The following is a 13,666-nucleotide window of genomic DNA, read 5'->3' on the forward strand; positions in this document are numbered from 1 at the left end:
GCGCAGCGTCGCTCTGGACCTCAAGGATCCGCAGGACCACGCGCTGGCCCGGGCGCTGATCCTGCAGGCCGACATCCTGGTCGAGAACTTCCGCCCGGGCGTGATGGAGCGACTGGGCCTGGGCTACGACGCGCTGGCGGCCCGCAACCCCGGGCTGATCATGGTGCGCATCAGCGGCTACGGCCAGGACGGGCCCTATGCCCAGCGCCCCGGCTATGGCGCCATCTGCGAGGCGCTGGGCGGCGTGCGCCACCTCACCGGCGATCCGGACCGGCCGCCGGCCCGCGTGGCCGTGGCCGCCACCGACTACCTCAGCGCCACCTATGCCGCCTTCGGCGCGCTGGCGGCCGTGCACGAGCGCAGCCGCTCGGGCCGCGGCCAGGTAGTGGACGTCGCGCTCTACGAGGCCGCGTTCACCCAGCTCGAACCACTGGTGCCCGCCTACGAAAAGCTCGGCGTCGTGCCCACCCGCGAGGGACCCAACCTGCCGTCGATGGCGCCCAACAGCCTGTACCCGGTGCAGGGCGGCGGCTATGTGCTCATCGCCGCCAACAGCAACCGCACCTTCGAGCGGCTGGTGCGCCTGATGGGCCAGCCCGGACTGCTGGACGACCCGCGCTTCAGCACCATCCGCAGCCGCGGCGAAAAGCCGCACATGCAGGCGCTGGACGCCCTCATCGCCCAATGGACGGCCTCGTTCGACGGTGCCGAGCTGGAAGCGATGCTGCAGGAGGCCGAGGTGCCGGCTTCGCGCATCTACACCATCGCCGACATCTTCCAGGACCCGCAGTTCGCCGCGCGCGCCATGCTGCAGCAGGTGCCCCATCCGGCGCTGGGCCACACCACCCAGGCCGGCGTGGTGCCGCGCCTGTCGGCCACGCCCGGCCGTATCCGCCACACCGGCCCCGAGCTCGGGGCGCACACGCAGGCCCTGCGCGACGAGCTGGCACCCGCCCTTTCCGCCCAGGAGGCCCCATGAGCGTGACCCTGCCCCTCGAACTCGATGCCAGCGGCGAATGGGCCGACGAACTGGCCGAGCTGCAGCAACGCCGGCAGATGGCCGCCCGCATGGGTGGCGAGGAAGCCGTCGCCCGCCACAAGGCACGCGGGCGGCAGACGGCGCGCGAGCGCATCGACACGCTGCTGGACGCCGGCAGCTTCCGCGAGCTGGGCCGCATCACCGGCCGCGGCCGCTACGACGAGGAAGGGCGGCTGCTGGACCTGCAACCCGTCAACGCCATCATCGGCACGGGTCGCACGGAAGGACGCCGCATCGTGGTCTCGGCCGACGACTACACCATCCGCGCCGGCTCGTCCGAAGGCACGCTTTCCGACAAGTGGATCTATGCCGAGCGCCTGGCGCTGGCCCAGCACATGCCGCTGGTGCGCCTGGTGGACACCGCGGGCGGCAGCGTCAAGCTGCTGATGCAGCAGGCCGCCGCCAAGATCCCCGGCTATGGCAACTGGCCCGGGGTGGAACTGCTCAAGACGGTGCCGGTGGTGGGCGTCGCGCTGGGGGCCTGCGCCGGGCTGGGCGCCGTCAAGGTGCTGCTGTCGCACTTCTCGGTGATGGTGCGCGACCAGGCGCAGGTTTTCGCGGCCGGCCCGCCGGTGGTGAAGCAGGCCTACGGCATCGACGTCGACAAGAACGACCTCGGCGGCTACAAGGTCCACCGCAAGAGCGCGCTGGTGCACAACGAAGCCGAGGACGAGGCCGACGCGCTTCGCCAGGTGCGGCAGTTCCTGAGCTACCTGCCTGCCAGCAGCCACCGCCTGCCGGCGCGCACCACGCCCACCGACGATCCGGGCCGTGCGGACGACTGGCTCAAGAACGCCATCCCACACGACCGCCGCAAGATCTACGACCCGCGCCGCATCATGGCCTCGCTGTTCGACCGCGACTCGGTGTTCGAGATCGGGCGCTGGCAGGGCGGCTCCATCATCACGGCGCTGGCGCGTCTGGACGGCTGGCCGGTGGGCGTGCTGTGCAGCGACCCCAAGGTGGCCGGCGGCGCCATGACCCTGGCCGCGGCCTACAAGACCGAGCGCCATGCCAAGCTGTGCGACACCTTCGGCCTGCCCATGGTCAACCTGGTGGATCAGCCCGGCAACGCCACCGGCCCCGAGGCCGAACTGGCCGGCACGCTGCTGGGCGCCGTGCGCGTGGTGCAGACCATCGAGGACGTGCGCATTCCCTGGCTGAGCATCATCCTGCGGCGGGCCTTCGGCATGGCCGGCGGCATGCATGCGCCCAAGTACTTCCCGGCGCTCAACCACCGCTTCGCCTGGCCCTCGGCGCGCTGGGGCTCGATCCCGATCGAGGGCGGCGTGGACGCGGCCCACAAGGCCGAGATCGAGGCCGCGGCCGACCCGGCCGCCGCCCGCGCGGCGCTGGAAGCGCGCTACCACCGCATCGGCTCGCCGTTCCGCACGGCCGAGCACTTCGGCATCCTGGACATCATCGACCCGCGCGAGACGCGGGCCCTGCTGTGCGACTGGATGGCCGACGCGCGGGCGGTGCTGGAGAACACGCGCGGCGCACGCGCCTGACGCGCCATTCCGAGAACAAGCAAGGAGACAACCCATGGCCCTTTCCCGCCTCCGGCGCCGCGTCGCCGGCCTGCTGCTCGCGCTGCCCCTGCTGGCCACGGCACAAGACTGGAAGCCCGAGCGCACCGTCGAATACATCGTGCCCGCCGGTGCCGGCGCGGCGCTGGACACCGCAGCGCGCGAGATCAAGTCCCTGATCGACCGCGACAAGCTGCTGCCCGTGCCCATGCTGGTGGTCAACAAGCCGGGCGGCGCCGGCATGGTGGCCATGGGTGCGCTGGCCGCGAAGCCGGGCGATGGCCACCTGCTGGCCACGCTGACGCACTCCTCGATCAACAACAAGCTGGTGGGCGAGGTGTCGCTGGGCTACGAGGACTTCACGCCGTTGGCCATCCTGTTCGACGAAACCATCACCGTCGCCGTGCGCGCCGACTCGCCCATCAGGAGCGGTCGCGATCTGGTCGAGACGCTGCGCAAGAACCCGGCGGCGCTGTCCATCGGCGTGGCCACCTCCATCGGCAACCACATCCACGCGGCCATCGCCAAGCCGCTGCAGGTGGCTGGCGTGGACATCGCCAAGCTCACGGTCGTGCCGTACAAGTCCTCGGCCGAGTCCATGACCAGCCTGCTGGGCGGTCACCTGGACGTGGTGTCGGCCTCGGCCATCAACGTGGTGCCGCAGCTCAAGGCCGGCAAGATCCGGGTGCTCGCGGTGGCTTCGGCCGAGCGGCTGGGCGGCGACCTGGCCGGCGTGCCCACCTGGCGCGAACAGGGCGTGGACGCGGTCTATGCGTCGTCGCAGGGGCTGCAGGGGCCCAAGGGCATGACGCCGGCGCAGATCGCCTTCTGGGAAGGCGTGCTGCGCCGCATCTCCGCCACGCCGGAGTGGAATGCCTTCCTCGCGCGCAACTACTGGCGCCCGCGCTTCATGGGCGCTGCCGAGACCGTCAAGTACCTCGACAGCGAGGCCGAGGGCGCACGTGCGCTGCTGGGCGAGCTGCATCTGCTGAAGAAGCAGCCATGAGCGGCCCCGCTGCAGACAAGGGCGGCGCGCTCGGCGCGCTGCGCCGGGTGCTGGTCGCCAACCGCGGCGAGATCGCCGTGCGCATCGTGCGCGCCTGCCAGTCGCTGGGGCTGGAGGCGGTAGTGGCCGTGTCGGATGCGGACGCGGGCGGGATGGCGTCTCGCCTGGCCGGCGCCGAGGTTCGCATCGGGCCCGCGCCAGCGGCCCAGAGCTACCTCAACATCCAGCGTCTGGTGGACGCCGCGCTCGAAAGCGGCTGCCAGGCCGTGCACCCCGGCTACGGCTTCCTGTCCGAGCGGGCCGGCTTTGCCCGCGCCTGCGCGCAGGCCGGCCTGGTGTTCGTTGGCCCCTCGCCCGAAGCCATCGAGGCGATGGGGGACAAGATCGCCGCCACACGCATGGCCCTGGCCGCCGGCGTGCCGCGCGTGCCGGGTTCGGGCGCGCTGCCCGATCTGCCGGCGGCCGAGGCCGAGGCGGCGCACATCGGCTATCCGGTGCTGCTCAAGGCCAGCGCCGGCGGGGGGGGCCGGGGCATGCGCATCGTGCGCGAGCCCGCGCAGCTGGCCGCGGCCTTTGCCAGTGCAAGCGCCGAGGCGGGCGCGGCCTTCGGCGATGCCACGCTCTATGTCGAAAAGCTGATCGAGCGCGCCCGCCATGTGGAGATCCAGGTGATGGGCGACCGCCATGGCGCGCTCGTGCACCTGGGCGAACGCGACTGCTCCACCCAGCGCCGGCACCAGAAGCTGATCGAGGAAAGCCCGTCGCCCCACCTCGCCGCGGCCACGCGCGAGGCGATGGCCCAGGCGGCGCTCGCGCTGGCCCGGGCGGTGCGCTACCACGGCGCCGGTACGGTCGAGTTCGTGCTGGACGAGGCGAGCGGCGCTTTCTACTTCCTGGAGATGAACACCCGCATCCAGGTCGAGCATCCGGTGACCGAAATGGTGAGCGGCCTGGACCTGGTGGCCGAGCAGTTGCGCGTGGCCGCGGGACTGCCGCTGTCGTTCGCGCTGGAGGACGTGCGCCTGCGCGGCCACGCCCTCGAATGCCGCATCAACGCCGAGGACCCGGCCAAGAACTTCCTGCCGCGTCCCGGCACCGTGACGCGTTTCGTCGCGCCGACGGGGGAGGGCGTGCGCTGCGACAGCCATGCGCATGACGGCCTGGTCGTCACGCCGTACTACGACTCGCTGCTGGCCAAGCTGGTGGTGCACGCCCCGACCCGCGACGAGGCCATCGCGCGCATGCGGCAGGCGCTGGCGGAACTGGTGGTCGAGGGCGTGGCAACGACGGCCGGCTTCCATCGCGATCTGCTGGCGCATCCGGACTTCGCGGGGCAGGGGGTGTGGACACGGTGGGTGGAGGAGGTGTTCGTGCCGCAGCGGCAAGCGCGGGCGGTGGCTCGGGTCTGAGCGCTCGATGGGCGGGCTGGCGCGTGGGGCGCCGCCGCCCCAATGGCCGATGCGTGGCGCATTTCTGCAGCGCTTGTCACAGCGCCTCCAGGTCGAACGTCTGGTGGATGGGAGGCCCCGCCGGGCCTCTGTCCACCACCCAGACCGGAGGAAACTGATTCATGGATCGCTCTGTTTGGTTCCAAGCATCGCCCGAGGGCGCCAAGGCGCTCGGAGCGCTGCACCACTTCGTCAGCAAGGGCACAGGCCTTCCGAGCCTGCTGACGCATCTGGTCTTCCTGCGCGTGTCGCAGCTCAACGGCTGTGCGCACTGCATCGACATCCACACACGGGACCTGCTCGCCGAAGGCATGTCGATCGAGAAGCTCGTGCTCATTCCGGTATGGCACGAGGCGCGGCACCTGTTCACCGAACAGGAGCGTGCCGCTCTGGCCTGGTCGGAAGAGGTCACCCGCGTGAGCGAGAGCCACGCCTCCGACGATGCCTATGCGGCCGCGCTGGCCGCGTTCGGCGAAAAGGATCTCGTCGACCTGACGCTCACGATTGCCACGATGAACGCCATCAACCGCATGGGCGTGAGTTTCCGCATGAAGCCGCGGGCGAAAGCGTGAGCCGCCGGGCCCGCGCGCCGCGGGCCCACGCCGAGACCGGTTCCTCTTCTTTGATTAGACATAAGACACATTGAGTGATTAACGCAGTGTCTCGGCCGCGTTTGCAGCCAGCGGCGCGCCCCCGCTGGCGCCGCATCCCGGCAATCACCTCCCCACGCCCACCCGATTCCGACCGGCCTTCTTGGCCTCGAACATGGCCAGATCCGCCTCGCGCATCGTCTCGGCCGGATCGCCCTGAGCATGCAGCGCCGCCACGCCGACCGAGACGCTGGTGCGGATCGCGTGCTCGGCGGTTGTTTGCAGGCACAAGCGCTCCACCACAGCGCACAACGATCGCGCGCGGGCAGCGGCTTCTTCCAGGCCGGCAACCTGCAGCACGGCGGCGAACTCGTCGCCGCCAAAGCGGGCCAACAGGTCGCCGGGCTGCAGCGTCGCACGCATGCAGCGACCGACCTCCGTGAGGATGTGGTCTCCCACGTCATGACCGAAGCGGTCGTTGATCGACTTGAAGCGGTCGATGTCCACCACGGCCACCGCATGCCCGGCACCTTCGTCGACGAGCCGCTGCGCGCGCGCCAAGGCCGCCTCGAAATGCCGCCGGTTCGGCAGCCCAGTGAGGCTGTCGGTCTCGGCACGGTCGCGAAGTTGGGCATTGAGCGCCATCACCTCCCCGTAGGCCGCCTGCAGGGCCTGACCGCGCTGCATGAGGTCGGTCACGTCGGTCCAGATGGAGGCGACCCCGCCGCGCCAGTCTTCCTCGGCGATGCGAAACCAGTGCCCGGTGCGCGCCTTCAGGGTTACCGGCTGCGGCAGCCGCCCGCCGCCTGGCAGGCTGCACAGCGCCTCGTAGGCCGGTTCGCCGCCGAAGATTTCACGGAATTCGGGCCAGAACGCGGCGTGCGGACCTCGCACGCGCATATCCGGCAGCGAAGTCAGCACATGCAGAAACATCTCCGAGAAATACCGCGCGTTGCTGTAGAGCAGCCGGCCCTCCACATCATGGACGATGAGCCCCACATGGGCGACGGTGAGCAGTTCCAGCATGCCGCGGTCGCCGGCAGCGGCGGCCGCCTGCTGCTGGGCAGTGACGTCGTTCCAGATCTTGATGCGGCCACCGTCCGGCTGCGGAAACATGCGCAGCTCGAGCCAGCGGCCGCCGTCCGCGCGCTGGTAGCGGACCGGCCCTTCCAGAGCACGATGGCGGCGCAGCGCCGCAGCGGCGCCCGCTTCGATCTCCTGCGCGCTCGCATCGGGATGCTGCAGCCGCAGGAAGGGGCGTACCGTTTCCACGAAGTGCAGGCCGACCTTCAGCAGCGGCGCCACTTCGGGAAAGAACTCGGGGTAGCGCGCGTTCCAGCGCGTGATGCGGTCCTGCGCGTCATACACACACATCGCTGAAGCCCCATGGCACAGCAGCAACTGCGCTGCGACGTCGGCGGGCTCGGATTGGCTTGTCTTCGGGCGCCGCGGCATGAAATTCGTGTCCTGTTTGCAAACATTTGCATTGCAGCACAGGGGCAAGCGCCTTCGGCCACAGACATTGCGCCGCGTCGGAGATAGCATCTGTCCTGCTTGCATTTGTTTACATTCATAGCATGCTGTGGGGATCCCATGACCAACTCCGGATGCCTGCGCGAATGACAGAACGGCTACGCGCCGCGAACACCCGTCGACGGTGGCTGCTTGGCTTCACCCTGCTCGAATTGATGATGGTCATCGGCCTGATCGGTGTGCTGCTGGCCATCGCGTTGCCCCGTTATGGCGACTACCGCGACCGCATGAAGGTGGCCGACGCGGTCCGTGACATTGGCGTGATCGCGGCCAAGCTGAGCCAGTACGCCCTGGACAACCGGGACTTTCCAGACACCTTGGTCCAGATCGGCTGGACGCAGGCCGACCCCTGGGGCAACCCCTACCAGTACCTGGCGATGGCTGGCGCCAACGTCGGTCAGAAGCGCAAGGACCGGGCCTTGCATCCTCTCAACAGCGACTTCGACCTGTACAGCATGGGTCCGGACGGGCGCAGCGTGCCGCCGCTGACTGCCAACGCCAGCCAGGACGACATCATCCGGGCCAACGATGGCGCCTTCATCGGCAAGGCCTCGGATTACTGAGGGCGGTGCCCCATGGATTGGCAGCGCTTCGCCGTCGTCTTTCGCAGTCGCTGGGGCTGGCGCATCTTCCTGGGCGCCTTCGTCATCGTGGCGCTGCCCCTGCTCGCGGTGTCCCTGATCTCGTACGAGCTGACCGACACCTTGCAGCGCCGCGCCACGCAGCGGCTGATGGCGGAGACCACGAAGGCTGCCAGCCTGAACCTGTTCGACCGCTTGCGCGCCGCCGAAATGCTGCTGCGCGCTCGTGCCGAGGCCGAGGCGTCCGGCGCGCCGAACGAGGCACTGGAACTCCAGGCCTCGAACGTGTTCGAGCGCATCGCGCACCAGCCCGAACCCCTCCCGGGCACGCGCAGCGAACTGCGGCTGCAGCCCCTGTCCGGCTCAGTTGGCGTCAGGCCGCTGATGCGCGTCGCGGCACCCCGCGGGGGCTCCATCGAGGGCCAGATGCGGCCGGAATACCTGCTGGAGAACCTGGCCAGCAGCAGCCACACCATCTGCATCCAGAGCGAGCAGGCACCCGGCCCGCACTGCCTGACGCCCCATGAAGGCGCCGTGGCTGAACTGGCTCACATCCGTCCGCTGTACCTCGCCCCCGTCTTCGACGGTGCGAGCTGGCTGATCAGCGCAGCGCCGCAGCGCGATGCCTACCGCTTTCTTCCGTTCGGCTCCGGGACCGCCCTCGCGCAGGCCACGGGTCTGGCCTTTCTGCTGGCGTTGATCGCCAGCTCCTTCTATGCACGGCGCATCACCTTGCCGCTCGAAAAGCTGATCGAAGCGACACGGGCGGTGCGCACCGGCGACTTCGGCCAGCGCGTCGATGCCTCGGCCATGACCGACGAGTTCCGCGAGCTCGCCGACTCCTTCAACGGCATGGTGGGCGAGATCGGGGCCGAGCTGGCCTTCTCGCAGGTGCTGGCGCATATGGACACGGCCATCCTGGCCCGGCACGCCCTGCCCGACATCGCCGCCATGGCATTGCGGCACCTGGCGCGGTCGGCCCCGCATCTGCAGTTCGCCCTGTGCATCCAGCCCAAGGATGGCAAGCCCGCCCAGGCGCTGGTGCTCGACACCGATCGGCAGACGCTGCTCAGCGCTGCGCTCACGGTCGATGCGTCCAGCCCGTGCGAAGTGCTGCCGGTGGCGCAGCGCCCGGACAGCACCTTCACGCTGCAGGTCACCGGCGCCACCGACAGCGCGACGCGCGCCGGACGCCTGCGCCACGAGACCGACGCCTTGTGCGCCCGGCTTGCCGTGGCGGTCCAGGCCGACGAGCGTGAGCGGCAGCTGGTGGCGCGGGCCGTGGTCGACAGCCTCACCGGCCTTCTCAACCGGCTGGGGCTGGTCGATGCCCTGGACGAGGCCATGGCCCAGGCCGCCCGGCACAACGACGGCCTGGCGCTGGCCTTCATCGACCTCGACGGCTTCAAGGACGTGAACGACGCCTACGGCCACAGCGTGGGCGACCGGCTGCTGCAGCAGGTGGCATATCGCCTGCGCACGAGCCTGACCAGGACGCAGACCCGGCTCGCACGCATGGGCGGGGACGAGTTCGTGCTGCTGGTGTGCCACGAGCCGCCAGACGCACTGCACACCCTGCTGCACCACGTGCTCGCGGCCCTTCAGCAGCCCTTTCGCATCGACACGCTCGACGTGCAGATCGGTGCGAGCATCGGCGTGGCCACCTTTCCCGACCACGGCCGCGACCACGAGACCTTGCTCAAGAACGCCGACGCGGCCATGTACGCCGCCAAGACGGGCGGCCGCAACCGCGTGGTCGACTACACCAGCACGCTGAACGCGTCCACGGCCGAGCGGTTGGAGCTGCGCCGCGGTCTGGCCGGTGCCCTGGCGGCGGGACAGTTCTTCCTGCTCTACCAGCCGCGCGTGCGGGCCAGCGATGGCGCCGTCGCCTCGGCCGAGGCGCTGCTGCGCTGGCAGCACCCGGTCAAGGGCCGCATCCCGCCCGATCGCTTCATTCCCATCGCCGAAGAGGCGGGCCTGATCGGCGAGATCGGCCTGTGGGTGCTGCGCGAGGCGATGCAGCAGGTCAGCCGGTGGCGCATGCAGGCCCATCCGCCGCTCACGCGGCTGTCGGTCAACCTCTCGCCACTGCAGCTGGCGCACCGCGACTTCCTGCCGCAGGTGGAGGCCCTGGCGGCAGAGTTTCCGCAGGCGCGCGGCGCCATCGAGCTGGAGATCACCGAAGGCGCCTTTTTCCGCGACATCGAGGGCTGCGTGCACAAGCTCGGCCGCCTGCGCGCCATGGGCTTCGACATCGCGCTCGACGACTTCGGCGTCGGCTATTCGGCGATGAGCTACCTGAGCACCCTGCCGCTGGACACGCTCAAGATCGACAAGAGCTTCGTGCAGGCTTTCGGTCACCAGCCCACGGCCTATGCCATCGCCTCGGCCATCATGGCCCTGGCCCGGGCGCTGGACAAGCGCGTGGTGGCCGAAGGCGTGGAGACGGAGGCACAGGCGGCCATGCTGCGGCAGCTGGGCGTGGACGAGCTGCAGGGCTATCTCTACAGCGAACCGGTGCCGGTGGATGCGCTGGTGCCGCCGCCCGCGAGTGCGCACAGGCAGGGCGCAGTCTCTCACTGAGCAGGCGCACCGGCGGGCCATCGACAATGCGACGCGGCCCTGGCCGGCTTGCGCCGCGCCCCTCCCCGGCCACCTTTGCGCATGCCTTTCCCGCTCGATTCCCTGGCCGCCCTGCTCGGCCCGCCCACCGCACTGGCGCTGTACCTGCTGTGTGTTGCCGTCGCCACCTTTGCCCAGACGCTCTCGGGCTTCGCCTTCGGTCTGGTCTTCCTGAGCCTGGTGGCCAGCTTCGACCTGGCCTCGGTGGCCGACGCAGCCAACGTGGCGACGGTGCTCACGCTGGCCAATGCCTGGGCCTACTTCCGCGCCCACCGGCAACCGCTGCCCTGGCCGCTCATGAAGCCGGCCATCCTCACGAGCTGCGTCGGTGTGGGCCTGGGTCTGCTGCTTCTGCACCGGCTGAGCGCAGGCGCCACCACGATGCTCAGGCTGCTGCTCGGGGGCGTGATCGTGCTGTGCGCACTGGTGCTGCTGCGCCGGGGCGCGGTACGGCAGACGCTCGCGCCACCGCGACAGTTTGCGGTGGTAGGGCTGGTGTCGGGGCTGATGGGCGGACTCTTCGGTACCTCGGGACCGCCGATCGTGTATCACCTTTATCGCCAGCCCCTGGGCCTGGATGTGGTGCGGCGCGGCCTGCTGCTGATGTTCGCGGCCAATGCGCTGACCCGCATTGCGCTCAACGTGCCGACGGGTGGCTTCTCGCTGCGCGCAGTGCTGCTGGCGGCCATCGCGCTGCCGCTGGTGCAGTTGCTCACGCGCCTCGCGCTTCGCCTGCAGCCGCATGTGCCCGCGAACGTGCTGCGCTGGGGCGTGGCGGCGCTCCTCGTGGCCACAGGCGGTTCGCTGGTGCTGGGGGCGCTGCGCATCCACTGAGCAGGTGCGATATGCGGTGGCGACGCGCAGCCCGGCCAGGACGCCGCGCGGCTTTTCCATTCCAGGATGCGTCGGCGCCGGCAGTACGGCGTGCGTTCATCGAAGGCTGGGATCATCCCGGCCGCTGCCATCCGGCAGCTCCAACACCTCCAAGAACGCACGCCTTCCGCCATGTCCTCTTCCGGTTTCCACGTCCACGGTCCACACGACCACGAACTCCAGCATGCCGCCGAACACGAGGCCGAGCATGCCGCTGCCGCCAGCAAGCAGCGCAGCATCACCAACGAGGTGGCCGTCTTCACCGCCGTGATCGCCACGGTGGGCGCCATCTTTGCCTACATGGGCGGGCTGACGCAGGCCAATGCCGGCCTCTACAAGAACAACGCCGGCATGAAGCGCACCGAGGCCGCGAACCAGTGGAATTACTACCAGGCCAAGAGCACCAAGCAGGCGCTGGCCGAATTCGCACGTGACCTGTCGCCCGATGACCGCAAGCCGGCCCTGCAGGAGAAGGCCGCCCGCTACGACAAGGAAAAGGCCGAGATCCAGCTGGCCGCCCAGAAGCTGGACAAGGAGGCCGACGACTGGGACCAGCGCTCCGACGCCGCCCTGCACGAACACCACCGCTGGGCCCAGGCCACCACCGCGCTTCAGGTCTCCATCGCGCTGGCCGCCATCGCGTTGCTCACGCGCAAGCGCTGGCTGGAGTGGGGCATGTTCGGGGTCGCCGGGCTGGGGCTGGTGATCGGCGGGCTCGCCCTCGCCCACATCTGAGACCACGCGTCGCTGCGCCGCAGGCCGCGGTTCGCAGAGCGCGGCGCACAGTTCCACAGATGCAACGACGTAGGTCATCACGCCGCGATTGTTTCGCTGGCGTGAACGTAACGTTCGTCAAAGACAAGGGTTTTCCCTAGATGAGAGGTCCACAATTCATCTCACGGGCCAGCGATTGAACGCAGACCCGAAGCCGGTGAGGCAGGTGCCCCGCCAGCTCTGTTCAACGCTCTGCTTAGGAGAAAAATCATGACCAAGACCTCGAAGATCATCGCCCTCGCCGCTCTGTCGTTCGCCGCCGTTGCCGGCGCCAGCGCCGAGGAATACCAGGGCGTCGTCGCCCCCGTGTCGGCCCTCAGCCGCGCCGAAGTGAACGCCCAGGGCGTGCAGGCTGCTCGCGCCGAGCAGAACCTGGAATACGTCGGCCAGCAGGTCGCCGTGGCCCCGGCCGCTCCCCGCAGCCGTGCCGCCGTGCAGGCCGAAGCCGTGGCTGCTGCCCACAACCCGACCTGGAACCTGGATTCCAAGGCCTTCGTGAACAGCACGATCCCCACGCAGTACACGCAAGGCAGCCTGTCGGTCTATCGCAAGGCCGGCCTCTAATAGGCCACTGACGCCGAGCGCGGCGCCCGTCGTCAGCGGGCCATGCGAGCGGCGCGTGCCTTCGGGCATCTGGGAAAGCCGGCATGCGAAAGCATGCCGGCTTTCTGCTTTGGAGCGTCGGTGCTGCCGGTCACTTGGCAGTCGACCGGCGACCTCGACCTTCGATGGTGGGGCGTCCTCGCCGCGGCCAAGTGTTCGCAGTCTGCGGATAGCCGGCGCCGGGAGCGGCTAGGCCGGCACGGACGCGCGCCGCACCATTCATCCAAGCGCCGGGCCCGGCTCGCAAAGCCCGACCCGCGGCGCCGACACCACGGATGAAAGGCAACTCACATGCATCGCTTGGACGGAAAGGTCATCGTGCTGACCGGCGGCGCCACCCTCATCGGCGCGGGCGTGGCCCACGTGCTGCTGCAGGCCGGCGCACGGGTGGCCGTGTTCGACATCGACGAGGCCGGCGGCACCCGCGCCGTGGCCGGCCAGGAGGACCGCGCCCGCTTCTGGCCGGTGGACGTGACCCAGGACGACGCCCTGAACCAGGCTGTGGCCAAGGTCGCCATGCATTTCGGCCGCATCGACGGGCTGGTCAATCTGGCCTGCACCTACCTCGACGGCGGCGCCGAATCCGGCCGGCAGGAGTGGCTGACCGCACTGGACGTGAACGTGGTCAGCGCCGTCATGGCGGCCCGGGCGGTGCGCCCGCACCTGGTCCAGGCCGGCGGCGGTGCCATCGTCAACTTCACCAGCATCTCGGCCAAGGTGGCGCAGACCGGGCGCTGGCTGTATCCGGTGTCGAAGGCGGCGCTGGTCCAGGTCACGCGCAACATGGCGATGGATTTCGCGGCCGACCGCATCCGCGTCAATTCCGTGTCGCCGGGCTGGACCTGGTCGCGCGTGATGGACGAGCTGACCCACGGCGACCGCGCCAAGACCGACCGCGTGGCGGCGGCCTACCACCTGCTCGGCCGCGTGGGCGACCCGGCGGAAGTCGGCAACGTGGTGGCCTTTCTGCTGTCGGAAGGTGCCAGCTTCGTCACCGGCGCGGACTACGCGGTGGACGGCGGTTACTCGGCCATGGGTCCCGAACAGGCCGTGCCGGCCATTCCG

The 13,666-nt window shown here is 69.8% G+C and carries 12 protein-coding genes; 11 read left to right on the forward strand and 1 reads right to left on the reverse strand.

Annotated elements, in window-relative coordinates:
- From QZ772_RS18560 to QZ772_RS18580, 5 genes are all read left to right on the forward strand, one after another.
- On the forward strand, window positions 1-979 hold a 979-nt coding region (locus QZ772_RS18560), incomplete at its 5' end, for a CoA transferase (RefSeq protein WP_295529315.1).
- Complete coding sequence (locus tag QZ772_RS18565; protein WP_295529317.1) at window positions 976-2,550, forward strand: carboxyl transferase domain-containing protein; 1,575 nt, start codon at window positions 976-978, stop codon at window positions 2,548-2,550. The genes QZ772_RS18560 and QZ772_RS18565, both read left to right, overlap by 4 nt.
- Before the next feature lie 34 nt (window positions 2,551-2,584).
- Window positions 2,585-3,574 (forward strand): tripartite tricarboxylate transporter substrate binding protein, encoded by a 990-nt coding sequence (locus tag QZ772_RS18570; RefSeq protein WP_295529319.1) that lies wholly within the window; start codon window positions 2,585-2,587, stop codon window positions 3,572-3,574.
- A complete protein-coding gene (locus QZ772_RS18575; protein WP_295529320.1) occupies window positions 3,571-4,983 on the forward strand; it encodes an acetyl-CoA carboxylase biotin carboxylase subunit in 1,413 nt (470 codons plus the stop codon). Before QZ772_RS18570 ends, QZ772_RS18575 begins: the two co-directional genes overlap by 4 nt.
- Before the next feature lie 161 nt (window positions 4,984-5,144).
- Window positions 5,145-5,594, forward strand: coding sequence for a carboxymuconolactone decarboxylase family protein (locus QZ772_RS18580; RefSeq protein WP_295529322.1), 450 nt, complete (start codon window positions 5,145-5,147; stop codon window positions 5,592-5,594).
- 144 nt (window positions 5,595-5,738) lie between these two features.
- Here QZ772_RS18580 and QZ772_RS18585 read toward each other — a convergent pair whose 3' ends face one another.
- Window positions 5,739-7,067: a sensor domain-containing diguanylate cyclase gene (locus QZ772_RS18585; protein WP_295529324.1), complete on the reverse strand. Its 1,329-nt coding sequence runs from the start codon at window positions 7,065-7,067 to the stop codon at window positions 5,739-5,741.
- Between the two features lie 164 nt (window positions 7,068-7,231).
- Here QZ772_RS18585 and QZ772_RS18590 point away from each other — a divergent pair, with 164 nt between their 5' ends.
- The 6 genes from QZ772_RS18590 to QZ772_RS18615 form a co-directional block, all read left to right on the forward strand.
- Window positions 7,232-7,708, forward strand: coding sequence for a prepilin-type N-terminal cleavage/methylation domain-containing protein (locus QZ772_RS18590; protein WP_295529326.1), 477 nt, complete (start codon window positions 7,232-7,234; stop codon window positions 7,706-7,708).
- Window positions 7,709-7,720: 12 nt separating this feature from the next.
- Window positions 7,721-10,312, forward strand: a complete 2,592-nt coding sequence (locus tag QZ772_RS18595; protein ID WP_295529328.1) for an EAL domain-containing protein — start codon at window positions 7,721-7,723, stop codon at window positions 10,310-10,312.
- A gap of 81 nt (window positions 10,313-10,393) precedes the next feature.
- Complete coding sequence (locus tag QZ772_RS18600; RefSeq protein WP_295529330.1) at window positions 10,394-11,185, forward strand: sulfite exporter TauE/SafE family protein; 792 nt, start codon at window positions 10,394-10,396, stop codon at window positions 11,183-11,185.
- 171 nt (window positions 11,186-11,356) lie between these two features.
- Window positions 11,357-11,959 carry a DUF4337 domain-containing protein gene (locus tag QZ772_RS18605; protein ID WP_295529332.1) on the forward strand — a complete coding sequence of 201 codons (603 nt, stop codon included), beginning with the start codon at window positions 11,357-11,359 and terminating at the stop codon, window positions 11,957-11,959.
- Between the two features lie 249 nt (window positions 11,960-12,208).
- Window positions 12,209-12,562, forward strand: a complete 354-nt coding sequence (locus QZ772_RS18610) for an alpha/beta hydrolase (protein ID WP_295529335.1) — start codon at window positions 12,209-12,211, stop codon at window positions 12,560-12,562.
- A 330-nt stretch (window positions 12,563-12,892) separates the two neighbouring features.
- The coding region (locus QZ772_RS18615; RefSeq protein ID WP_295529337.1) for an SDR family oxidoreductase at window positions 12,893-13,666 on the forward strand (774 nt) is incomplete at its 3' end.

This window comes from uncultured Pseudacidovorax sp., from assembly GCF_913773995.1.
Lineage (GTDB): Bacteria > Pseudomonadota > Gammaproteobacteria > Burkholderiales > Burkholderiaceae_C > Xenophilus.

Bases quoted from the DNA above. Each gene is read 5' to 3' on its own strand.
- QZ772_RS18565 (WP_295529317.1), top strand. From the start codon at position 976: ATGAGCGTGACCCTGCCCCTCGAACTCGATGCCAGCGGCGAATGGGCC.
- QZ772_RS18570 (WP_295529319.1), top strand. From the start codon at position 2,585: ATGGCCCTTTCCCGCCTCCGGCGCCGCGTCGCCGGCCTGCTGCTCGCG.
- QZ772_RS18575 (WP_295529320.1), top strand. From the start codon at position 3,571: ATGAGCGGCCCCGCTGCAGACAAGGGCGGCGCGCTCGGCGCGCTGCGC.
- QZ772_RS18580 (WP_295529322.1), top strand. From the start codon at position 5,145: ATGGATCGCTCTGTTTGGTTCCAAGCATCGCCCGAGGGCGCCAAGGCG.
- QZ772_RS18585 (WP_295529324.1), bottom strand. From the start codon at position 7,067: ATGCCGCGGCGCCCGAAGACAAGCCAATCCGAGCCCGCCGACGTCGCA.
- QZ772_RS18590 (WP_295529326.1), top strand. From the start codon at position 7,232: ATGACAGAACGGCTACGCGCCGCGAACACCCGTCGACGGTGGCTGCTT.
- QZ772_RS18595 (WP_295529328.1), top strand. From the start codon at position 7,721: ATGGATTGGCAGCGCTTCGCCGTCGTCTTTCGCAGTCGCTGGGGCTGG.
- QZ772_RS18600 (WP_295529330.1), top strand. From the start codon at position 10,394: ATGCCTTTCCCGCTCGATTCCCTGGCCGCCCTGCTCGGCCCGCCCACC.
- QZ772_RS18605 (WP_295529332.1), top strand. From the start codon at position 11,357: ATGTCCTCTTCCGGTTTCCACGTCCACGGTCCACACGACCACGAACTC.
- QZ772_RS18610 (WP_295529335.1), top strand. From the start codon at position 12,209: ATGACCAAGACCTCGAAGATCATCGCCCTCGCCGCTCTGTCGTTCGCC.